This is a genomic window from Opitutia bacterium ISCC 52 (assembly GCA_014529675.2).
Taxonomy (GTDB): Bacteria; Verrucomicrobiota; Verrucomicrobiia; order Opitutales; family UBA2995; genus UBA2995.
The window spans coordinates 3,702,321-3,725,720 of the sequence record CP076040.1 but is presented as its reverse complement, the minus strand read 5'-3'; the positions used below and the strand labels follow the sequence as shown (position 1 = coordinate 3,725,720).

The window sequence follows — 23,400 nt, the reverse complement described above, 5'->3', positions numbered from 1 at the left end:
GAATTAACGGTAGCTCTTGGCAATGGTCTCTCCCATGTGCCTGAGGTTGTCCAAGTAATTTTCAGCGAGAGGATCAATGATTTCGACGGTCCCTCCGATGGCCTTTGCTAATGCTTGTGCTGAATGTCTTCGAAATTGTGGTTGAACGAAAATTACTTTTACCTGCTGTTCTTTGGCATGCTCTATCAACCTTTTAATCTGTTGTGGACTGGGTTGTTTTCCACGGATTTCGACGGTTTCCTGACGAAGTCCATAACGTTCCAAGAAGTAGCCGAATGCAGGATGGTAAACAAAAATGTTTGTGCCTTTTAGTCCTTTAAGTTGGTTCGCTAACTCTTTGTCTACCAGGTCAACTTCAGATAGAAATTGTGAGGCTCGTAGATCGATGTCGGAACCGAGCTCAGGTAACAGTTCCTTGAGGGTGCGACTGTAGTGACGTAGCTGAATCTTTACCAATCCAGGGCTTAGCCATACATGAGGATCGGCGACGTGTGAATGAGCATGCTCATGGTGATCTCCGTCATGTGAGTGGTCTTCCAAACTACGTTTCCGGATGCCGGCACTCGTATCGATTATTCGAATGTCAGGATAATTAGATTCAATGCGTGGCAGAATAAAATCCTCCATAGGTGCACCCACAGAGAAATAAGCTTCGGCTTCTGAGAGTTCTCTTAGCTGTCTAGGGCTTAGGGCAAAATTTGTCGGGTTTTGTCCTGGCTGTAATAGCACTTGGATATCCACAGCCTCCCCTACCAAGGCTTCAATGAAGCCTTTTTGTGGTGGAATCGATACAATCACCCTCGGTTTGGACAAGGCCATCAAAGGGCTCAAAAGAACCGTTAGAAAACTTAGGTAAATGAATGATCTTTGGAAACGCATGGGTGTTAGCCTCCCAGTATATAGAACCTGTCAAGTGGGCTAAAATAAAGAAGACTTCAGCCTAATTGACGAACTGGAATCTGATTATTGGCCAGGTAATCTTTGCACTCACTAATGCTGTAAGTGCCAAAGTGGAAAATAGAGGCTGCCAAAACGGCGGAAGCTTTGCCTTCTGCCAGTACATCTACCATGTGCTGGAGATTTCCGGCGCCTCCAGAAGCGATGACAGGAACTTCTACGGATTCGCTTATGCGGCGCGTCAGCTCGATATCATATCCATTGAGCATTCCGTCTTGATCCATACTGGTCAGGAGTATCTCACCTGCACCCAGCTTGACGACTTCTTTTGCCCACTCGATAGCGTCTAAGCCTGTATTGTTTCGTCCGCCGTGCGTATATACTTCCCAGGCTTGTTCTCCCGGGACTTGTTTCGCATCGATGGCTACGACAATGCACTGGTTGCCAAAGCGATTGGAGGCCTGGTCTACCAGTTTTGGATTATGGATAGCGGCTGTGTTGAGGCTGATCTTATCGGCTCCAGAATTGAGCATCGCTCGAATATCGTCTGTATTGCGAAGTCCTCCTCCCACGGTGAGTGGCATGAAACACTGCTCCGCGGTCTGAGAGACCACATCGTGCATGATGTTTCGCTCGTCGCTAGAAGCGGTGATATCAAGAAATACGAGTTCATCAGCTCCCTGAGCTTCGTAAGCTTTCGCGCAATCGACTGGATCACCAGCGTCGCGAAGCTCTTTGAATTTTACTCCCTTAACTACGCGACCATCGGTCACATCCAGGCAGGGGATGATACGCGAGGACAACATGACTAAAAGTGCTTAGCCCTCTGCGCGAGCGAGATCGGGTTCGAAAGATACCGTGAGACGGTACTGTTGCCCTGGTCGCATATTGAGGGGATGGTCCCTTACCAATGTTTGCAAGTAGTGAATCTTGGCCCACTGGGTCTTGTATTCCGGATCGTCCGTAACAACTTCCGTTTGTGCCCATTGTGCTTGGAAATCATCTTTGATCACCGAACAGCGAAGGCCTTCCTGGCCAAGCGTAAAGGTATTGCCTACACGGTTATGCGAGTGTGGTGAAGCGATCACCAACATATAACGCATACGCTCCATAGTTACCGGCTGTTTCACCGTGAAAATGAATTCACTGGTGACAGTGTTCTTATTGAAGCTCCAATTAACCTTACAGCTTCCAAGACCGGAAACGATTTTCTGTTGGGTGTTTACCAATTCAGGCTGCTCGTAACGGAAGTAAATCGAATTACGCAGGCCAAGTCCCGTGGTGCAACGTTTGCCGTAATAGCTGGGAATGATATAGTCATCACCGAACTTTAGTTCCGGGATCATCACGGGGAGCTGGCGATTGACTGGCCAGTCAAAAATGCCAGGACTGTGAGGAAATGCCAGTGAGTCTGACGTGTATTCCTCATCCGTATGGGTCAGTGGGATATTTACGTGCAGTCCGGACTCGGCATTGCGGTAAATGAATAGCCCTTGCTCCTTGCGTGAGCTCTTATCGAAAATAACGAAGCGGCCGGTGTTTTTCGTCTTAAATCCTTCGGCAGCTTCTGGAGCATTGATCGTCTTGGCCAGACGTGCCCATTGACTTAGATAACGTGCACCATCGAAGTCAGCCATCCGGGTCGTGTGGAGTTTGGTAGTTTCCCTTTGGTTATCGCGGATGATTAGGTTGCCGTTCTCTTGATCGAGAAAAGTTAGATAGAAAAAGTAGAATAGACGACGCAGTAGGTCGAAGTATTGGCCTTGCTTCTCGGGAGCGATCCAATTGTCACGAAATCCTTGCAGAATTAGACTGATGCAATGCATTTGCCCGTAAGCTCCACCTCCACGGCCGAATGACCAACCGAGTCCATCTTCGCGAACGAGGTCAGGGAGTAGGCGAAGATATTTCTCCGCATGGGTTCTCAGACTTGGAAGTTTGCGATCTCGTAGATGAATATTCGCGTGTAGCTGTAGCGCCTGGCGGATGCAAATGAATGAGAGTACACCGTAGATGTTGAATACACCCTTTCCGTCTTCTCCGTCGTCATGGAAGTTGCCTGAACTCTTTTCGCCGATTCGCTCAAGAAAGCGGTCTATCAGTTTTCCAGTTTCGTCTTTCTTCGACAGACCCATGCTGTAGCGAGCAACTGCTTTTGCGATATTGAAGGCCTGCCAATGATTTTCGTGATCGGAGCGAGCAAGCAGCAGTCGATCTAAGCGAGTACGGGTTTCTTCGACGAGACGTTCCCAAACCGGGTTGCGGTCTTTGGCTGGGCCGAAGGAGAGGAGTCCGAGTGCCGCGTAGGCGATACCGTTTTCTGCTACGGGATCAGCGAACACTTGAGCGGTAATACAACGCGCTGCCAGATCGATTAGATCATGTCCGTCCAACTCTGTTTCACCGGTTGCCCGATAGAATTCTCCGATGGCCAATGCTGCATGGCCAGGTTCGTCGATTCGTTTTTCTTCCCCGTCGATCGGGGTGATTGTTCCGTCCTGGTTAATGGAGGCGAGATTATGGCCCAACATAGAACGGGCCATTTCGGTGCATTGGTCTGCAAATTGTTGCATCTAGAGTCTGTAGCCGTGTTTTGTGAAACGTTTTATCAGGAAATCATAGGTCCTATCTGTCAACGACTTATTAGCGTTAAGAAAGCGTCGTTGGTTGTGGTCTTCGAGAGTCGTGTCAGCATGGTCTCAGCGGCATCTTCAATCCTTAGTGGAGCGAGTGCTCGCCGGAAGAAATGAATCGTGTCCAACTTCTTCGGATCGATGAGCAATTCTTCCTTACGAGTACCGGAAGAATTGATGTTCATGGCGGGCCAGAGTCTGAGCTCCGCCACCTTGCGGTCGAGGACCATTTCCATGTTACCGGTACCTTTAAATTCCTGGAAAATCAGGTCGTCCATCTTGCTTCCCGTTTCGATCAGCGCGGAGGCGATAATGGTCAGGCTGCCGCCTTCTTCTGTATTGCGAGCTGCCGAGAAGAGCTGTCGTGGTTTTTCCAATGCACGAATATCGAGGCCACCCGTCATGGTGCGTCCGCCGCCACCTTTGGCTGCATTGTAGGCGCGACTCAAGCGAGTCAGGGAATCCATACAGATCACCACATCTTCTCCGACTTCGACCAGATTCTTGGCCCTTTCGATACAAAGCTCGGCAATTTTAATGTGATTTTCTACGGGTTCATCGTTGGATGAGGCGAATATTTCAGCCTCATCGACGGTGCGCTTCATGTCGGTCACCTCCTCGGGGCGCTCATCCACCAGTAACATCATCACGTGACATTCAGGGTGGTTTTCCAGCACTCCGATGGCGATGTCCTGAAGCAAAGTCGTTTTTCCGGTGCGGGGTGGGGCAACAATCAATCCGCGCTGACCTTTTCCAATCGGGCAGAATAGATCGATGCAACGCAGCGTCATTTTGTGCTCCTTGGTTTCCAGAATTAACTGCTTATCTGGAGCGACCGTAGTGAGGCTGGTGAACTGGAAGCAGCGTTTTCTTTTGTCCAGGTCCAGGCCGTCGATCGATTCAATGAATTTTACCTTGGGATTGGGGAAACGGGGATCAGCGGAGGCAACACCCTTGATGTATTGTCCTTTTTTGAGCTTGAAGCGGCGTACCAACTCTCTGGGCACAAATGGGTCCGTTGGTTTTGGCTTTCCGTTATATAGCGGATCCAGAAGTTGGCCGGTCTTATTATTTAAGAGATTCAAGATTCCCTCAACCTCGATGGTATTGGAGGAGGATTTATCCATAAAGATAGTAAATTGATGAAAACTGAGCGTCCAGAAAGTGAAAGAAATTTCTGTTTACAGGGAAATGAATCTGGTTCCGGACGGTGGCTATAACCGGCTGATTAACACTCAAATCAGCTCTTCCGTCTCACCAGAATGCGTGCTATCTTGAGGTGGAAATGGTCCCTGTCAACAACGCATTCGCCCTGTATTTCATTGCTTTTCAGTGGGAAAAAGCTCGTCTCCGAATGGCGTTTTTATGCCAATGAAGAGTTAATGGCTTCAACTTCTTCAGAATGCTTTCGATGCAAGGGCTTCACCTTGGTGGAATTATTGGTCGTCTTGTTGATTGTAGGTATTCTTGCCGGGCTTTTATTTTCCATTTCCGACGGCATTTTCAATCGCGGTGATCGTAGCCGTGCCGCATCCGAGCTAACTGCCATTTCTGTAGCCTTGGAAGCCTACCGTGCCCAGTTCTCAGATTATCCCGATGTTGGGACGCCTCGGCAGTTATTTGATGCCTTGGACGGCAAGCTCGGTCCCAAAGGAAATACCTTGGTGCCGCCTTATCCTCCTTTTCTGGAAGCTGGCAATTTTACTATAGGTAGCGATGAGAGTGCTGAACTACTGGATCCCTGGGAGGAACCATATGTATATAAGTATCTGAAGGGAGAGGGAGCGCGTCCTGCCAGCTCCTTCCTCATTTTCTCTGCTGGACCTGATGGTAAGGCGAGTCCGGATGGTCAAGGACCTGCCTCTGAAAATGATGACAACCTATGGCCCGATGGTTGACCCGGCTTAACTCCTGCTTCTAGATCCTTTCTTTGAATATGATTTCTCCAAAGAGCAAAGACCCCCGAAAAAGGCGCCAGGGTTTTACTATCGTTGAACTAATTACGGTTATTGCGATCATCAGTATCTTGTTGGGACTATTGATTTCCGCCGTATTTGGAATTCAGAATAAAGCCAAGCGCGCGAAGACGGAGGCCTTGTTTGGAAAGTTGATTACTTCCCTGACTGTCTATCGAAAGGACAATGGAGCCTATCCGGATATCGGTACCAATTCAGACTCGGGAGATCGTGTGATCGATCTAAACAATGGCGATCAATGGCAGCGCTTCTCTGAGATTATGGCGCTGAGCCTGCCGGACGGATCTGCCATCGAGGATCCTCAATCCGACCCCGATCTGAAAAAGACGAACCCAAAGCTGAAACGATACTTCGACCTGCAGCTTTCCGAGTTGGAAGATCTTGGGGGTGGTGAGCGACTCGTAGATGCTTTTGGAAACCCACACATTTATATTGTGGTGGATGCGAACTTGGATGGCCGAATTAACAAGGCCAGTTTGCCGGATTCTGCGAAAAAGGATTTACGCCAACGCATCGTCATCTACACGACGGATGAGGAGAAGGATGATTATCCAGAACTGAAGAGTTGGGATTCCTGATTGGTAAACCTATGGTTGTAGAGGAAGCTTGCTGGGACTTTTGGATCGATACTGGAGGGACCTTCACCGATTGCTTGGCGCTTGATCCAGATGGTAAGTGGCATCGAGTCAAAGTTTTGAGTAGCAGCACGCTTCGGACGAGTATAGAAGATCTGGATACTCGAAAAATTAAGACAGACCTCTCCGAGGTGTATCCAGATGACTTCTTTGTAGGCTTCGAGGTTCAAGCTGCTTCTGGCAATTATAGATCCCGAGTTACCGGTTATGATACGTCGACTCGAACACTGATCGTTTCGCATGATATCGATGCTGGCCTTACCCGGGGAGATCTTTTAGTATTACACTTTGATGGTGAAGCTCCTGAACTTGGTGCTCGAGTGATAAGTGGGACGCCTGGGAATAAACCACTACCGCCATCTCGTCTTCGACTTGCAACGACTCGCGGGACCAATGCTCTACTCGAGAGGAAAGTTGCGCGAACCGTGTTGTTTATTAATGAAGGCTTAGGAGATCTATTGCGAATTAATACTCAGCAACGTCCGGATCTATTTGATCTCAACATTTGTCGACCAGAGCCTCTCTATGAAGCGGTCGTTGAGGTTCCTATCAATGAAGACACCGGCGAAATTATTACGAATGAACTTTTACCAAGGATAACGTCATTGTTGAAACAAGGGATCGATTCGGCGGCGGTTTGTCTCATGCATGCGTATCAGGATGCCTCACAGGAATCAAAGCTCAGCGCATTTTTGAAAACTGCCGGTTTTGAGACGATTGTGAGTTCCTATGATTGCGCTCCATTTATCAGGATTCTGCCTCGTGCGGAAACCACCTTGGTGGATGCAGCTCTGTCACCCATCTTAAACCGGTATCTTGATCGGATTGAAAGCCAGTTCGGTAGGGATGGTTTATCGGTGATGACGAGTGCAGGGGGATTGGTGTCGAGAGAGACTTTTCGAGCCAAAGACAGTTTGTTTAGTGGGCCGGCCGGCGGAGTTGTGGGTGCTGTCGACGTAGGCTCCCGTGCTGGCTACGATAAAATTATTGGCTTTGATATGGGAGGTACAAGTACGGATGTGACACGTTACAGCGGAGCCTTGGCCTATCAGTTTGAAACACGGGTCGGTGATGCACGGGTAATGGCTCCCAGTCTGAAAATTGAGACGGTAGCTGCTGGAGGTGGATCCATTTGTCAATTTGATGGGGAACGTCTTCGGGTAGGTCCCGAAAGTGCGGGCGCTTCACCAGGTCCTGCCTGTTACGGCACCGGTGGGCCACTCACCGTTACAGATGTGAACCTGCTGCTTGGCCGCATGGATTCCGATCAGTTTGGAATTCCAGTTGATCAAGAAGACAGTCACCGGCGCTTGAAAGAGCTCGGGATTGATTTGGGGATTCATTCAGAGAAGGAAGAGCATTTGTTACTTTCTGGCTTATTAGAAATCGCGAATGAAAACATGGCAGATGCGATTCGTAAGGTTTCGACTGGGGAGGGGTATGATCCGGCAGAGTATGCGTTAGTTGCCTTTGGCGGTGCGGGTGGGCAACATGCCTGTGGCATCGCTGAAAAACTCAATATGAAAACAATCCTCATTCCAGAAGACGCAGGATTGTTAAGTGCGGCAGGACTGTCTCGTGCAGTTTTGGAGGCTTTTGCTGAGCGCCAATTGCTCTGTTCTTTTTCTGACTGGGAAGAGACCTCAAACTCTGTGGCTGCCGAGCTGGTTGATCAGGCGCTTTTAAGCTTGAAAGAAGAAGATCGCTTAAAGGCATCTCTTAGCCGTCTCATATTGAGTATGCGCTTAGTAGGGCAGGAAACTACCCTTGATATTGATGCAAAGGAAGGAGCCTGCTCCTTGGAGCTTTTTGAGAAAAACTATCAGGCTACTTTTGGCTATGAGCCTGATCTCACAAGAGTGGAAGTGGTAAGTGTTCGGGCGGTTGTAGCCACGCCGCATTCGGCTCAGGAGAATGAATCCTTTCCTGACACAAATAATACTCTGAATCCTGAGAAGCAGTTGATGTCATTCAGCGCCGGGAAATGGATGGAGACGAATGTATACAATCGAGACAAATTAGCTTCTGGGGATCTTGTGTTGGGTCCTGCAATCATACAGGACCCTTTCAGTACCCTATTTATTGATACGGACTGGCAGGGGAGGATTGGGAGTCAAGGGACGTTGCGCTTGGAGAACTGTAGCTCAGAAAAAGAGATCTTAAAAACATCGCGTGAAGTGGAGATCGAGTTATTCAGCAATCGATTTCAATCGCTGGTAGAAGAAATGGGTGTGCGATTGAAACGTACGGCCGTTTCGACCAATGTGAGGGATCGGCTCGATTTTTCATGTGGTTTGTTGGATGATCAAGGTGGTCTGGTGGTGAATGCCCCTCATATTCCGGTTCATCTGGGCGCGCTGGGAATGTGTGTTCGCACGTTGAGTAAAACGCATACTTGGGCGCCTGGTGAAATGGTAGTTACTAATCACCCGGGCGTTGGTGGGTCGCACCTTCCTGATGTGACTATCGTCTGTCCTGTGTTTTCGGATACAGATGCATTGATTGGCTTTCTTGTGAATCGCGCCCACCATGCTGAATTGGGGGGTGTTTCTCCTGGGTCCATGCCGCCTGCTGCTCGATCACTTGCTGAGGAAGGAGTAGTGGTTTCGCCAACCATCATAATGCGGGAAGGCGTTCTAGATTTAAGTCCTGTGGAGTCCCTCTTGAAAAACGGGCCCTATCCTTCGAGACGGGTCGAAGAAAATCTATCGGACTTGAAAGCGCAAGTGGCGTCCAACTTGAAGGGTAAAAATGATCTGGAGGAGTTGTTGCAAATACACGGAGCCTCCAAAGTTACCGGTTTCATGAATGGGATTCAATCCCGAGCAGAAGCGAGCCTTCGTCATAAACTGTCTGCAATGACGGATGGTGAATACAGAGCCAAACAGAAGTTAGACGACGGCACACCGATCGAAGTAAATGCCAGGGTTGCTGGGGACTCATTGACTTTGAGCTTTTCTGATGGGGGAGGTGTGCATCCAGGAAACTACAATGCCACACCTGGTATTGTATTTAGTGCGGTGGTCTACTTTCTTAGAGTCTGGCTGAATCAACCCATGCCCTTGAATGAAGGACTCTTGCGACCTGTGACGATAGATATCCCTAACGGATTATTGAATCCTCCATTTCCCGAAGATCCTGCAGCATGTCCTCCGGTAGTGGCTGGCAATGTGGAGACCAGTCAGCGATTGGTGGATACATTGTTGTTGGCATTCGAGGTGGTGGCCTGCAGCCAGGGAACTATGAACAACCTCATCTTTGGTAATGAGAAGGTGAGTTTCTACGAAACCATCGCAGGAGGTGCGGGTGCCGGTAACGGATTTGACGGTGAGAGTGGTATTCACACGCATATGACCAATACCGGCATTACTGATCCTGAGATTCTCGAATATCGTTACCCGGTAAAGCTCAGACAATTTGCTCTCCGCAACCGGTCCGGTGGAGATGGGAAATACTCCGGTGGTGAAGGAGTTATTCGGGAATTGGAGTTTACCGAATCGGTCACCTTGTCTCTCCTCACGCAGCACCGGAAAGAACAACCCTATGGCTTGTGTGGCGGCCAGCCTGGTCAGGCGGGTGAGCAACGGCTTCTTCGAAAAGGTGAAGATCCGAAATCGCTCGACTCCGCAGTTACGGTCGATCTTCAAGCCGGTGATCGACTTCGTATGCTTACCCCGGGCGGTGGTGGTTGGGGAGTTTCCTGAAGAAAAAGAGATCGCGGTTGATTCTTTGTGCTTATCGCCCTAGTTTTCCTAAGGGGAGAGAATGCCATGAAACAGCAAAAGGGAAACCGGCAGGAACGGTATCAGGAAAAGATCAAGGATGCTGAGTCTGCATAGAGATGCATCCAGCCTGGCAGGCGGGTATTCATTGGTTCGGGTGCGAGCGAACCACTCGATCTTGTTAAGGAATTGTCGGCTTTAAAGGGTCTCACGGATACGGAAATCGTACACATTCTCACGCTGGGAGTTGCGCCCTATGCGGAGGAACGGCTGGGAAAACGCTTTCGTCATAATGCCTATTTTATTGGCCCCAATGTGCGAAACGCCGTTGCTGAAGGTCGGGCTGACTATACGCCGATCTTTTTATCTGAGATACCGCGTTTATTTCGGCAGCGTCGTGTGATGATTGACTTCGCACTGATTACGGTAAGTGAGCCGGATGATCACGGATACTGCAGCTATGGTGTTTCAACTGATATCGTAAAGTCTGCCGCGGAGTCGGCGAAGATGGTCATTGCGGAGGTATGTTCCGAAATGCCGCGGGCGTTGGGAGATTGTTTTATTCATGTGGATGACATCGATGTGCTTGTGCCGAGTGACAGACCTGTGCTGGAGGCACCTCAAGGAGCTCCGGATGAACTCTGCAGTCGAATTGGAAAACACATTGCAGCTCTAATAGAGGATGGTTCCACGCTTCAGTTGGGTATCGGAAAGATCCCAGATGCAGTATTATACTATCTTTCTGATTACGGACTGAAAGATCTTGGTATACACACTGAAATGTTTAGTGACGGAGTCATCCCGCTCATTGAAAAGGGGATCATTAATAATAGATGCAAGACCATCCACCCGGGTAAGATTGTGGCTAGCTTCGTCATGGGGTCGCGCAAGTTGTATGACTTTATTGATAACAATCCGCTAATAGAATTTCATCCTACGGAGTACACCAATGATCCGTTCGTAGTGGCGCAAAACCATAAGATGATTTCCATTAATGCGCCCATAGAAGTCGATCTAACGGGGCAGGTTTGCTCCGATTCCTTGGGAGACATGTTCTACAGTGGAATTGGTGGTCAGGTTGATTTCGTAAGAGGAGCGGCTCGTTCTGAAGGCGGGAAAGCCATCATCGCACTCCCGTCCACCGCAAGGGATGAAACGATCTCACGCATTGTGCCTCATCTAAAATCGGGTGCCGGTGTTGTGACCAGCCGTGGTGATGTTCATTATATTGTGACCGAGTATGGCTGTGCTTACCTGCACGGGAAAAGCATGCGCGAAAGGGCCATGGCATTGATTCAGATAGCTCATCCGAAGTTTAGACCGTGGCTGTTCGGAGAGGCGAAGGCTCGTAACCTGGTCTACTCTGATCAGATTGAATTGCCGTTTCAATTGCCTCAGTATCCAGACAGTTTTGAGCAATGGTTTGAGACGAGGGATGGAAAGAGATTATTTTGCCGACCACTAAAGTTAACAGATGAGAGCCTGGTGCGGGAACTGTTCTACCAGCTGTCCCAAGATAGTATCCACTACCGGTTCTTTCATCTGATCAAATCGATGCCCCATGAAAAGCTGCAAGAACTGCTCCGGGTAGATTATAACCAGAATATGGCGATGGTTGTACTTACGGATTCGGATGAGTCAGGAGAGATGGTGGGTATCGCCCACTATTATAATGATCCCCGTAGTAATATCGCCGAGGCTTCTTTTCTCGTTCGAGATGATTGGCAGGGGCAAGGCATCGGCAGGTATCTCCTGCGCGCGCTAACAGAGTTTGCTCAGTTCAATGGCATTGGAGGCTTCACGGCCAATGTCCTCACGAAAAATAAACGCATGCTTCATGTGTTTCATGACTGTGGATACTCCGTTAAGAGTAAGTTGGAAGAAGGTGTGTATGTGTTGACTATCCCGTTTGAGGGCTCTCAGAAGGAGGATTCGGACATTTCACCAGTGGAAATCTCTGACTGATACCGGCCTTGTTAAATGGCCACCTAGTCCTCTAAGCTTAATAAGAATGAATACAACAGATACTCACATTTATTATCATCCACTATCCTTAGAACACGACACCGGCCCTGGGCACCCGGAACGAAGTGCTCGGATTCAAGCGATTCTGGACAGGCTTGAGGAAACGGGGCTCAAGAAGGATGTGGTCTGGCAGACACCCCAAGCAGCACCTTTGGAAACCATAGAAACGACGCATGGTAGAGATTACATCGAATTAGTTGAAATTGCTGCCTCGGGCGGTGGTGGTCCACTGGATGCGGATACCATTTTATCCAAGAAATCCTATGAGGCAGCATTGCATTCCTCAGGTGCAGTGGTCGATGCGGTGGATGCTGTATGTGAAGGAAGGGCTGCCAATGCCTTCAGCGTGAATCGACCTCCAGGGCATCACGCACGCAGGTCTGTGGCTATGGGCTTCTGTTTGTTTAACAACATCGCGGTAGGAGCTCGTCATGCGATGCTGAAACATGGCCTGGAGCGTGTGTTTATCTTTGATTGGGATGTTCATCATGGGAATGGCACGCAGGATAGTTTTTATGAAGATGCTTCTGTGTACTTTTGTAGTATTCATCAGAGTCCGCTTTATCCCGGTACAGGGATGCTAAACGAAAGGGGTCAAGGAGTTGGTGAGGGCTATACGCTAAACTTACCTGTGTCTTCCGGTGCGGGAGGTTCCACCTACGAAACCTTGCTCAAGGAGCAGGTGATTCCAGCTATGCGATCTTTTAAACCTCAGCTTATTCTAATCTCGGCGGGATTCGATGCCCATCGAAGAGATCCATTGGCAGCTGTCATGCTAGAGGACGAGGATTTTGCAGCCATGGCTGAGTCCCTGCTCTCAGAAGCGGACGACTTGTGTGATGGGAAGGTGGTCGCCGTTCTGGAGGGTGGCTATGATCTTGAAGGGCTTTCGGGTGGGGTAGAGCAGTTCGTGCGAGCCCTGTTAGCTCACAGCTAATACTAGGAGACCATCGTGGTTTCTCTTTGTGGCTGCTCCGGTTGCTTAACGATGTCCGAAACGGCCTCAATGACCTGTGATAAGCAAATGAGATTCGAAGAAGCACCTCCGTATCGAGGGCAGTTAGACGGCTGTACTACTTTTACTGTACTGTTGAATACGGGTTTTGTGAATACTGGATTTGTAATTCCGTATAAACCTATCGTGGGAATGCCCAAAGCGTTCGCAAGATGAACGCCGCCGCAGTCATTGGAGATGACGACGGAACAAGAGCGAACGGCCATGACAAATTGCATCAAGTTTGTAGAGCCTGTAAAATCATGAATGGATCCAGGTTCAAACCGCTCGATGATTTGACGGCTAACCGGTAAGTCGGGTTTTGCGCCAAACAAGCAGATATTGCTATCTGGATATAGGTCCATCAATGACGCTACGCATTCAATCCAGTAATCGACGGGCCAACATTTCTCTGGGTGATTTCCAGCTCCACAGATCAAGCCGAAGTAAGGGGCTTCGCGTGATTCTGTCTGTAAACAGCGGAGCGGATTGATGACTTCATTCGCCGGGGCCAACCTTAAAGGACTGAAGTCAATGTCTCCCTGCAGCCCGAAATGCCGCAGAAAGTTTTCCCACAGTGCGGTTTGATGATTCTTCCGTTCATCCCAACCTGGATCCATCTTAAAGGTGTCGGTGAGAAGTGGTCGCTTTGCTCCTGGCCACAGAATGCCATACCTGCGAGGAGCATTCACAAGTCGGGCTTCAATATCTGCCGCCAAAGAAGTGGTTAGCTGATAATAGGTATCTGGAAATTGATTCCTAAGCCGGAAAAAATTAGCGATGTAGCGGCTATTTCTTTTCGGGATTTCAATGATTTTATCACAGACTTGGAGTGCTTCTACCAAGGGGGCAAATTGGCGTTTTACAAGGAGTGAGATTTCGGCGTCGGGTCTGGAGGAGCGAATCGTTCTGATAAAAGGAATCCACTTTACAAGGTCACCCAGGTGATTGGGCATGCGAAACCAGATCCGATTATTTTTTGGAAGTTGGTCCCAGTTATAAAATGTCCGACTTTCTTCAACGAGATTTCGGTTCTGATCGATAGACAGGTTTTGGGAGGGGTCTACTTGTCCATCCCATCTTTCTTGAAGCCACATCCAGTCCTGCCTGAAAAGCTCATCGTTTAACAATTTGTTCTCCAGCCATTGGTTGGTTTTAAGCACTACCGTTTCGTCTTTCTTTCCTTCCGCAATCTTTTCGACTTGGAGATTGCCTTCCCAGAACCCGGTTCTCTCTCCATAGAATGCCAACACATCCGCCTCGTAATTCTGAGCGAGGAGCTGGTGGAAGCCCGCAGTGGATGCAGTTCGGTTTAGGAAAAAACTCAAATAGCCCGATGACTCCACACTTTGGTCGATGACCAGAATCATCCACCCGTTGTTCTTGATGAGCGTTCTCGCCTGATGGATGCCATCGGCTGCATCTATCAATGTAACCCCATGTTTGGCTCGATGTGCCTTCCGATAAGCATCCCGCTTTTTATTTTTGTGTGCCTCGTAAAGGACTCCCACTTCAGGGTTGTCTACATCGATGGTTCTCGGAACGAGCGAACCAGCTTCCATCAAACTGCTATGGATGGTCACCCCGATCAAAGGTTTCGCCGGGTTCGTATATTGGCTTAGAAGCTCGGTAGCGTCTTCAGTCGCAATCAAGGTGCGATCCAGTCGAACATCCGAGAAAAAGGGGAGAGCTAACTTAAATAGGTACGTTTCCACCGTTCTGCGACAACTGGTGCGTGCCTGTACTCTTCTCCACGCCGTAGGCTTATCGGGAAAAGTGTGGTGAAAATTCGATAGAATCGTCCTACGGCAGCGTGTCGGGGAAAAATAAATCAGATCACCGAGGACGATTGAAAGCAGCTGTGCATATTGCCTGGGAAGTGTGGCTAGAATCCAACCGGCAGATTTGATGAGTAAGAGCACTGAATAAAGTTGGTTTTAGTAGGACGGGGTGCAGCTTTGAATTTCATCAAAGGATTGGCAAGCCCTAGGATGGAGATGCTCTAGGTCCTGATTTGCCTGGTAAATTGCCCATTGTTGTCTCTGCACACTTTGACAGCGACTTTATACTTGGAATTCCAGACAGCTCACGGCTAGGGTAGCGCGCTTTTTAACCTGGATGATCCATGATTGATATTAAGATCCTGCGAGAAGAACCGGACCGCGTCCGCAAGGCTATCGCTGACAAGGCCAATGACTGTGACTTGGACGCCATTCTGGAAATGGATATTAAACGACGGAAGCTGATTGCTTCAGTCGAGCAATTGCGCGCCCAGCAGAAAAGTGTAAACTCTGAAATGGCGGCCTTACAGAAAGGGTCGCCCGAGTTTCTGCAGAAGATTGAAGAGATGCGAGGTGTGGCTGCTGAAGTGAAGCAGGGAGATACCGCTTTGAAGGACTTGGAGGAAACATGGGAAGAACTTATCCTAACCGTGCCAAATATCGCTCATGATTCCGTTCCGGTTGCCCCCGATCCATCTGGAAATGTTGTCGACTCCACGTGGGGAGATTCTGCCAGTGCATCCCCTCACGCGAAAGCTCACTATGATGCCGACATTTTTAATGAACTCTCCGACTTCCCTCGTGGTGTCAAAGTCACTGGAGCTGGGTGGCCATTTTTTAAAGGAGGTATGGCACGATTGATTCGTAGCCTGATTAATTTCTATCTCGATGAGGCCAGGGATGCTGGCTACGAAGAATTGATGGCTCCCTTAGTCGTTAATGAGGCAAGTGCCAGAGCGACGGGACAGCTTCCAGACAAGGAGGGACAGATGTATGTGATTCCTCAGGAAGGATTTTACATGATCCCAACATCGGAAGTTCCGGTAACGAACTTTTACAGGGATGAAATCTTAGAAGCGGATGATTTACCTGTTTTTCGAGCCTGCTATACTCCTTGCTTTCGTCGAGAAGCGGGCAGTTATGGCAAGGATGTCCGAGGTCTTAACCGTACACACCAGTTTGATAAAGTTGAATTGGTCAAGTGGGTCCATCCCGATGAATCCTACAATGAGCTCGAAAGTTTAAAGTCTCATGCCGAGTCACTTCTGCAAAAACTGCAACTCCCTTACCGTGTATTACTCATGTGTAGCGGTGATCTTGGGTTTACTCAGAGTAAAAAGTATGACCTCGAAGTCTGGGCCGCAGGCCAGGAACGATGGTTGGAAGTATCCAGCTGCAGCAATTTTGAAGCTTTCCAGGCACGTCGTGCAAACATCCGTTATCGCGTAAAGGGTGAGAAACCTATCCATGTGCACACCCTAAATGGCTCTGGGCTCGCCGTGCCGCGTGTATTAGCCGCGATTTTGGAAAATAATTTGCAGGAAGACGGACGTGTTAAAATCCCCGAAGTATTAGTGCCTTACTTTGGGCAGGAATATTTAGGATAAGGAAACGTATGAATGGGGCTGCCAAAGCAGAGGCATTGGGTGCATTCTATCCCAAGTCGGAGCTACATGCCCAGGCGGTCGACTATTTAGAACAGTCCACTTGCCACATCGGTGTGGCTTGTTCCGGGGGCGCAGACTCAGTTGCCGCCCTTTTAGTCGTGTATCATCATTTTCCGCAATTGCGCGATCGACTGACGGTCCTTCACTTCAACCATCAATTGCGGGGAGTTTCATCTGAGGAGGATGCATCGTTCGTAGATGCCTTGGCCAAGGATCTTGAATTGCAGTTTCAATTGGCTACTTGGACTGACCGGGATTTGACTAAAAATGTGTCTGAAGCCGATGCTCGTGAAGCTCGCCAGGCTTTTTTCGATTCCTTTGTAACGGCTCACGGTAGGGCGATTATTGTGACTGGTCACCAGCAGGAAGATATTCTGGAGACCATGCTGTTGAGGATCGCTCGTTCGAGTGATCTCGCTGGACTGGTAGCTCCTAGACCGGTTTCTGAATTTACTAGTGGAAAAGTGATGGTTCGGCCACTGCTCGATTTGCCTAAGAAAGCGTTACTGGAGAGTCTGGCTGAATGTCAGATTGCCTGGAGGGAGGACAGGTCAAACCTGGAATCCCAGTTTGATCGGAATCGTTTGCGAAATGAAATTATTCCTGCCTGGCAGGAAGCCACACAATTTGACCTTTCCGAGGCTGCTTCAAATGTTCGCGAATACTTGGAAGACGCAGATGACCTGGTCGAGCATTTCCTTCATGAGGCTAGCTTTCCTGACTCCGCAAGCAATCCCGCCCAACTTCCTGGGAATCCTCCGCCTCGGTCGTTGGTGCGCAGGTGGTTGCACAACTGGTTGAGTCACCTCAGTCTGGGAGGCATGTTCCAGCGCTCGATGATCGAGGATATGACCCGAACGGTGATAGAAGGTGAAAGTAAGCAGTGGAGCGCGGGCAGCGGTTTTATCCGTTTGAACAAGGGGGAGATCGCCTTTGAAGAAGAAACCGAGCTTCTTTCTCCATCTTGGGAGGCATTGCAATTGAGCCCGGGACAAACGGTGGCACTTCCCGAGGGTCGAACTTTGTCCTGTTCCTGGCATGATTCTTCGGCATCTGTGCTCTCCGATTTGAAAAGAGGGAAATATTCTGAGATGTGCTCGGTTCTAATAGATAGTGAATCTATTAATAACAGTTCTTTTGTGGTCCGCCCTTGGCAGCATGGGGACCGTTACAAGCCCCTCAACGCCCCAGGAAACCGGAAGTTACAGGATATGTTTGTAGATCGTAAAATCCCCAGGGAGGAACGAATCCACTTACCCGTGGTCCATACAAATGACTGTTTAATCGTTTGGTGCCCGGGTCTTCCCGTGAACCATATCTGTCGTATTACCGAAAAAACTAAAGAAATACTGCAATTGACTTATACTTAAGGACACTAAGATTGTCTTAGAAAATTTACCTAGAAAACTTTCAACATGCCTCCCGAAAACGATTCAGAGGGCCGTCGCCCACTTAAAAATAGCCCACCCGACCGGTTTCAGCCGAAGGTGGCCATGATCTGGTTGATCGTGGTCATGGCTATCGCTAGCTTATTTCTTCTTGGTCCTCGCACCAATAAAGGTGTCATCGAATTGGGATTGCACGAAGTATTTACCGAGCTGGAGCGTGAAAATGTCGTGTCTGGCAAAATCAAGTCGGATCCCTCTGGAGGGCCAGAATGGTCTATCGTCACAGGTGTATTATTGGTCAAACCGGGTGAAAGTATGCCTCTTGATCCAGATGCATCGACCACCTATGTTTCTTCTGAAGCAACCGAAAAGACCACGATTCGTTTCAAAGCCAACGGACGGTTGACTGACAGTGTTCACCAACGGCTCCAAGAGTCTGGAAAATTTGCCGAAGAAAAAAGTAGCAGTCTGATGACCGAGCTTCTGTTGGGAATGGTTCCATTCCTCATCATTATCGGGGTTCTTTATTTCCTTTTTGTTCGCCAATTGAGAATGGCGGGTCGCGGAGCTATGAGCTTCGGAAAAAGCAAGGCACGCTTGCTGACACGGGAACGCGATAAAGTCGATTTCTCACATGTGGCTGGTTGCGATGAAGCCAAAGAAGAAGTCGGTGAAGTTGTCGACTTTCTTAAAGATCCCAAAAAATTTCAACGCATTGGTGGTCAGATTCCCAAAGGCATACTCATGGTAGGCCCTCCTGGGACTGGTAAAACATTAATCGCTCGCGCAGTAGCTGGTGAAGCGGAAGTGCCATTCTTTACCATCAGCGGCTCTGACTTTGTGGAAATGTTTGTAGGTGTAGGTGCCAGCCGGGTACGTGACATGTTTGAACAAGCTCGCAAGCATGCACCTTGTATCGTCTTTGTTGATGAGATTGATGCGGTAGGACGCCAACGTGGAGCCGGACTCGGTGGAGGAAACGATGAGCGAGAACAAACTTTGAATTCACTCTTGGTTGAGATGGATGGTTTCGATGGACACGAAGGTGTTGTTATCATCGCTGCTACCAACCGTCCGGATGTCCTCGATAACGCATTGCTGCGTCCAGGGCGTTTTGATCGCCAAGTTATGATCGACCTGCCCGACCTCAATGGCCGCGAAGAGATTTTGAAGGTGCATGCCAACAAAATCAAATTGGGTGCCGATGTTGAGTTACGTGACATCGCACGTGGCACCCCAGGTTTTTCGGGTGCAGATTTGGCAAATCTTCTGAATGAAGGAGCGCTCATTGCAGCTCGCTACGATAAGAAGGAAGTTGATCGCCATGATATGGACGAGGCGCGTGACAAAATTTCATTCGGACGGGAGCGTCGCAAGCTCATGGACGATGAGGACCGTCGTATGACTGCCTTCCACGAAGCTGGACATGCTTTGGTGCAAGCGGTTCTTGGAGACGATAAGATGGGCCTTCACAAGGTAACTATTATTCCCCGTGGTCGTGCTCTTGGAATGACTATGTATTTACCTAAGAAGGATATTCTTGGACAGTCGAAGAAAGAGCTTCTCAACCATATCTGTATGGCAATGGGTGGACGTCTCGGTGAAGAGATCGAAACTGGCGACTTTAGCAATGGAGCTGCGGGTGACATCAAGCAGGCCACGAAAATTGCCCGTCACATGGTGTGTGACTGGGGAATGAGCGATCTTGGTCCGGTTGCTTTGGGTGAAAACTCTGAGCACATGTTCCTCGCTAAAGAAATTACCCGTTCACAGAACTATAGTGAAGAAACTGCTAAGCGCATTGATGAAGCTATTCGTTCAATTGTTAACAAACAATACGATCGAGCAAAGGAGATGATTGAAGATCATCGCGAAGCGTTGAGACTTATAGCGGAAGCACTGCTTGAGTTCGAAACGATCGAAGGCAAGCATGTGAAGGAAATATTGGCTGAAGGAAAAATTATTTCGCCCATCGAGAGTAATGACCTGATTCGTAAGAAGAAGGATCAGGAAGAAGAGGACGGAACGAAAGAGTCCAAGGAAGAGAAGAAGCCCGAGATCGGACCTTCTACTGATCCTGCTGGAGCAATGGCCTAAGGCCCGGGCTTCTTAGCTAAGCTTAATACTTGATGGCCCACTCTACTGGGGCCATTGTGCAGCTTTACCTATGAGCTCTCCTAGCATTCGTTTTTCACGCATCGGTCAATGGGCCGAGCCGCCCGTTATCTCTGAGGTAATGAAGGTGGCATTAGAGAATAAAGATCTCCTGTCCCTGGCTGCTGGATTTACGGATACCGAAGCACTGCCTGTAAAAGCCGTCCGAGATATTTCAGTGGCGTTGGCCACGAGCGGAAAACCTCCTCAGTATCTGCAATATGGTACTACGCTGGGACGACCTGGCTTGAGAAAGTTTGTGTCCAAGCGCTTGAGTCAATTCGACCAGCATCAGAGTCCTGATTATCATCCGGATCATGTGATGCTGACGAACGGCTCTCAACAAGCTCTCTATCTCGCGATGCAGGTGCTTTGTGATCCGGGAGACATCCTACTGGTGGAGAGTCCTAGTTACTTTGTCTTTCTTGAGCTTCTCAAGGGGCTCGGGATCGAAGCGGTCGGGATTCCAATCAATGAAGACGATGAGCTGGATTCAAAAGGGCTCATTTCCTTATTGGAAGGCATGAAGGCCAATGGAACAGACAAGCGCGTGAAAGGTATCTACCTGGAATCATGGTTTTCAAATCCATCCACCCGCTGCCTTACCAATGAGAAGAAGGCTGAAGTCGCCCACATCCTCCGGGATGCGGGATTGATGATTCCGATTTTGGAGGATGGGGCCTATCAGGAACTCTATTTTGAGGAGCCGTTCCCATCCACTTCGGTCTTTGCCATTGAGGCGTTTGATGCTTTTCCCCGTTTGTTTTTTGGCACGTTCACCAAATCGTTCGCAACGGGTTTAAAGGCGGGTTTCGCCATCTGTGATCACCCGGATCTTCTCAGCAAGATGACCAGCGTAAAAGGGCACCACGATTTTGGTTCTTCCAACTACGCACAGGCGATTTTGGAACATGCAATCGAGCAAGGTGATTACGATGCCCAGCTCGAGCGAGGCCGCAAACGCTACCAATTAAAAATGGAAGTACTCCATCGTACGCTGGTTGAAGAAGAGCTACAAAAAGTGGGTTGGAGTTGGCAAAAACCTGACGGTGGATTGTACCTCTGGCTGAAAGGTCCGGAAGGGCTGGATACCTCCATGGAAGGCGCTTTTTTTGAAAATGCTGTAAAAGAAGGTGTTCTCTATGTTCCGGGCAATTTATGTTTTGCTCCTGAAGGCCCGAAAAACTACCTGCGTTCATCATACGGAGTACTTGAAGTCGACGATTTGGTGGAAGCCGGAAAGCGCTTGGCTAAAGTAATTCGTCAGTTTAATTAGTTTCTACACAAATCTTATCTTATCCAAGTTATGAAAATCTGTTGTATCGGTGCTGGCTATGTAGGGGGACCTACCATGGCTGTCATTGCAGAAAAATGCCCTCACATAAACGTCACAGTTGTGGATGTTGATGCATCTAAAATTGATGCATGGAATAATGGAAACCTTCCCGTTTTTGAGCCGGGTTTGGCCGAAGTGGTCGAACAGCAGCGAGGAAAGAACCTATTCTTTTCCACCGACCGAGAAACGGCTATAGCCGAAGCTGACATCATTGTCGTGGCTGTCGGAACGCCTACCAAAAAATATGGTATTGGCGCCGGACGCGCAGCCGACCTCGTTTACATAGAAAAATGTGCCCGCGATATCGCCAAGATGGCAAAGGGGCCTAAGATCGTAGTTGAGAAATCTACGATTCCGGTAAGAACAGCGGACGCGTTGAAACAGATTTTGGATGAAAGCGACAGTGCTCAGTTCCAAGTACTTTCTAATCCAGAGTTCCTTGCTGAGGGAACAGCCATTGAAGATTTGCACAACGCCGATCGCGTTTTAATTGGTGGCGACCAAACTCCGGAAGGACTGGAAGCGATCGAGACGCTTACCAGTGTCTATGCAAACTGGATTCCCAGGGAAAGAATTTTGGCGACGAATCTCTGGTCTTCTGAACTTTCCAAGCTTACCGCGAATGCATTTCTAGCCCAGCGTATTTCTTCTATCAATGCAATGAGTGCACTCTGTGAAGAAACAGGTGCGGATGTGGATGAAGTTGCCAGAGCGATTGGAACAGACAGCCGTATCGGGCCGAAGTTTTTAAAGGCTTCTGTTGGTTTCGGTGGATCTTGTTTCCAGAAAGACATTCTGAACCTGGTGTATCTTTGCGAACACTTCGGTCTGCAAGAGGTCGCCGATTACTGGTGTAAGGTCGTTGAGATGAACGATTATCAGAAAAAGCGTTTTTCAGGTAAAATCGTGCACTCGCTTTTCAACACCGTAAATGGCAAGAAGATCGCCATCCTCGGTTTCGCGTTTAAGAAAGATACCAATGATACCCGCGAGTCTTCATCGATATACGTCTGTCAGGATCTGATCGCTGAGAATGCCACGGTTTCTATCTACGATCCACAAGTGACTCGGGATAATATTTTCCTCGATCTAAGTGAATCTGAAGTCGATGAGAATGGAATTCCCAATCGCAATGTCGAAATTGCTGAGGACGCCTATGCCGCTTGTGAAGGAGCGCATGCTGTAGCGATCTTGACTGAGTGGGATATGTTCAAGGATCTGGATTACCAGCGCGTTTATGATGCGATGGAGAAACCGGCCTGTATCTTCGACGGTCGAAATATCCTGGATCGTGCCGCCTTGGAAAAGATTGGTTTTAAAACCTATGGTATCGGAAAACCGTCTGCTTAACAAGCAGCCAATGCTTTCCATTGAGTTTCGGTAATCGCTTCGGGTCTTGTTTCGGGAGCGAGCCCGCTTTCGATCATGGCCTTCAACCAAGCCTGAAAGGAATCAGGGAGCGGAGCTTTGGCAACGATGGAGCTGATTTGTTTTCTGCGCTGACGAAAGATCTGCCGGATCCCTTCTTTGATTTCCTTTTTAAATACCAGGGGATTTTCCAAGCGCCTCAGGCTTAACAGAGCAGATCCCACATCTGGAAGCGGATAAAAGCATTGGGCACCGACCTTGTGGATCTCGTGCACTTCGTAGGCACTCTTCAAGAACAGAGAAATGGGGCCAAAGTTCCCCGACCCTGAATTGGCAACAAACCTATCCGCCGCTTCTTTCTGTAGCATCAGGACCATGCGTTCCGGCAACGGGCCCGCCAATACCGAATCCAACCATGGAGTCGAGATGGCATAGGGTAGGTTGGCCACAATTTTGGTTTGGGCGGGAGCGTCAGTTAAGGATGCCAGTGGATGGTCCATTGCATCTCCCTGCATCAATTTGAGTTGTTCTGGAAATCGTGGGGCAATGGATTCATCTATGAATCGGTGCAACCCAAAGTCCTTTTCTATAGCGAAGACCTGAGAACCTGCTTCGAGTAGCAATTGCGTCAGTGCTCCGAGTCCTGGTCCAATCTCTACAATCGTATCTCCTTCACTGACTTTGGCTAGCTCGAGAGATTTACGGGCGATATTGGCATCGACGAGAAAGTTCTGCCCAAGTCGTTTGCGCGGTGCCAGTCCCTGTGTTTGCAGGATCTCTTTGACGACGGTGAGAGTCGGGTAGGTCGACATGCGCCCGCAGTG

At 48.9% G+C, this 23,400-nt stretch carries 16 protein-coding genes; 10 read left to right on the top strand and 6 right to left on the bottom strand.

Going from position 1 to position 23,400, the window contains the following annotated elements:
* Positions 1 to 3 precede the first annotated feature (3 nt).
* Genes GA003_15785 through rho form a run of 4 tightly spaced genes read right to left on the bottom strand, consistent with a single transcriptional unit; the run spans position 4 to position 4,657 of the window.
* Positions 4 to 879 (bottom strand): zinc ABC transporter substrate-binding protein, encoded by an 876-nt coding sequence (locus tag GA003_15785; protein ID QXD27462.1) that lies wholly within the window; start codon positions 877 to 879, stop codon positions 4 to 6.
* A gap of 56 nt (positions 880 to 935) precedes the next feature.
* Positions 936 to 1,703 (bottom strand): imidazole glycerol phosphate synthase subunit HisF, encoded by a 768-nt coding sequence (gene hisF / locus GA003_15780; protein ID QXD27461.1) that lies wholly within the window; start codon positions 1,701 to 1,703, stop codon positions 936 to 938.
* 12 nt (positions 1,704 to 1,715) lie between these two features.
* Complete coding sequence (locus tag GA003_15775) at positions 1,716 to 3,470, bottom strand: hypothetical protein (GenBank protein QXD27460.1); 1,755 nt, start codon at positions 3,468 to 3,470, stop codon at positions 1,716 to 1,718.
* Positions 3,471 to 3,529: 59 nt separating this feature from the next.
* Entirely contained in the window at positions 3,530 to 4,657 is a 1,128-nt protein-coding gene (gene rho / locus GA003_15770; GenBank protein QXD27459.1) for a transcription termination factor Rho, read from the bottom strand.
* Between the two features lie 255 nt (positions 4,658 to 4,912).
* Between rho and GA003_15765 the strand changes: the two genes are divergently transcribed.
* The 5 genes from GA003_15765 to GA003_15745 all read left to right on the top strand — a co-directional run bounded on the left by GA003_15765 (position 4,913) and on the right by GA003_15745 (position 12,825).
* Positions 4,913 to 5,428, top strand: a complete 516-nt coding sequence (locus tag GA003_15765; protein QXD27458.1) for a type II secretion system protein GspG — start codon at positions 4,913 to 4,915, stop codon at positions 5,426 to 5,428.
* Positions 5,429 to 5,466: 38 nt separating this feature from the next.
* Positions 5,467 to 6,084 carry a prepilin-type N-terminal cleavage/methylation domain-containing protein gene (locus tag GA003_15760; protein QXD27457.1) on the top strand — a complete coding sequence of 206 codons (618 nt, stop codon included), beginning with the start codon at positions 5,467 to 5,469 and terminating at the stop codon, positions 6,082 to 6,084.
* Positions 6,085 to 6,095: 11 nt separating this feature from the next.
* Positions 6,096 to 9,845 carry a hydantoinase B/oxoprolinase family protein gene (locus GA003_15755; GenBank protein ID QXD27456.1) on the top strand — a complete coding sequence of 1,250 codons (3,750 nt, stop codon included), beginning with the start codon at positions 6,096 to 6,098 and terminating at the stop codon, positions 9,843 to 9,845.
* A gap of 207 nt (positions 9,846 to 10,052) precedes the next feature.
* Positions 10,053 to 11,828: a GNAT family N-acetyltransferase gene (locus GA003_15750; protein ID QXD27455.1), complete on the top strand. Its 1,776-nt coding sequence runs from the start codon at positions 10,053 to 10,055 to the stop codon at positions 11,826 to 11,828.
* Positions 11,829 to 11,874: 46 nt separating this feature from the next.
* Positions 11,875 to 12,825: a histone deacetylase gene (locus tag GA003_15745; protein ID QXD27454.1), complete on the top strand. Its 951-nt coding sequence runs from the start codon at positions 11,875 to 11,877 to the stop codon at positions 12,823 to 12,825.
* A 2-nt stretch (positions 12,826 to 12,827) separates the two neighbouring features.
* Here the strand turns inward: GA003_15745 and GA003_15740 are convergent, their stop codons facing one another.
* Positions 12,828 to 14,804 (bottom strand): hypothetical protein, encoded by a 1,977-nt coding sequence (locus GA003_15740; protein ID QXD27453.1) that lies wholly within the window; start codon positions 14,802 to 14,804, stop codon positions 12,828 to 12,830.
* Between the two features lie 203 nt (positions 14,805 to 15,007).
* Between GA003_15740 and serS the strand changes: the two genes are divergently transcribed.
* The 5 genes from serS (at position 15,008) to GA003_15715 (ending at position 22,558) form a co-directional block, all read left to right on the top strand.
* The gene (gene serS, locus GA003_15735) at positions 15,008 to 16,270 is read left to right on the top strand and encodes a serine--tRNA ligase (GenBank protein QXD27452.1); all 1,263 of its coding nucleotides are present in this window, start codon (positions 15,008 to 15,010) and stop codon (positions 16,268 to 16,270) included.
* An 8-nt stretch (positions 16,271 to 16,278) separates the two neighbouring features.
* Entirely contained in the window at positions 16,279 to 17,700 is a 1,422-nt protein-coding gene (tilS, locus tag GA003_15730; GenBank protein QXD27451.1) for a tRNA lysidine(34) synthetase TilS, read from the top strand.
* 45 nt (positions 17,701 to 17,745) lie between these two features.
* Positions 17,746 to 19,815, top strand: a complete 2,070-nt coding sequence (gene ftsH, locus GA003_15725; GenBank protein ID QXD27450.1) for an ATP-dependent zinc metalloprotease FtsH — start codon at positions 17,746 to 17,748, stop codon at positions 19,813 to 19,815.
* Between the two features lie 70 nt (positions 19,816 to 19,885).
* Complete coding sequence (locus GA003_15720; GenBank protein QXD27449.1) at positions 19,886 to 21,148, top strand: PLP-dependent aminotransferase family protein; 1,263 nt, start codon at positions 19,886 to 19,888, stop codon at positions 21,146 to 21,148.
* 30 nt (positions 21,149 to 21,178) lie between these two features.
* The gene (locus tag GA003_15715; protein QXD27448.1) at positions 21,179 to 22,558 is read left to right on the top strand and encodes a UDP-glucose 6-dehydrogenase; all 1,380 of its coding nucleotides are present in this window, start codon (positions 21,179 to 21,181) and stop codon (positions 22,556 to 22,558) included.
* On the opposite strand, the gene rsmA is transcribed toward GA003_15715, so the two are convergent.
* Positions 22,555 to 23,388: a ribosomal RNA small subunit methyltransferase A gene (gene rsmA, locus GA003_15710; protein ID QXD27447.1), complete on the bottom strand. Its 834-nt coding sequence runs from the start codon at positions 23,386 to 23,388 to the stop codon at positions 22,555 to 22,557. The two genes, GA003_15715 and rsmA, sit on opposite strands and share 4 nt — an antisense overlap.
* Between the last annotated feature and the right edge of the window lie 12 nt (positions 23,389 to 23,400).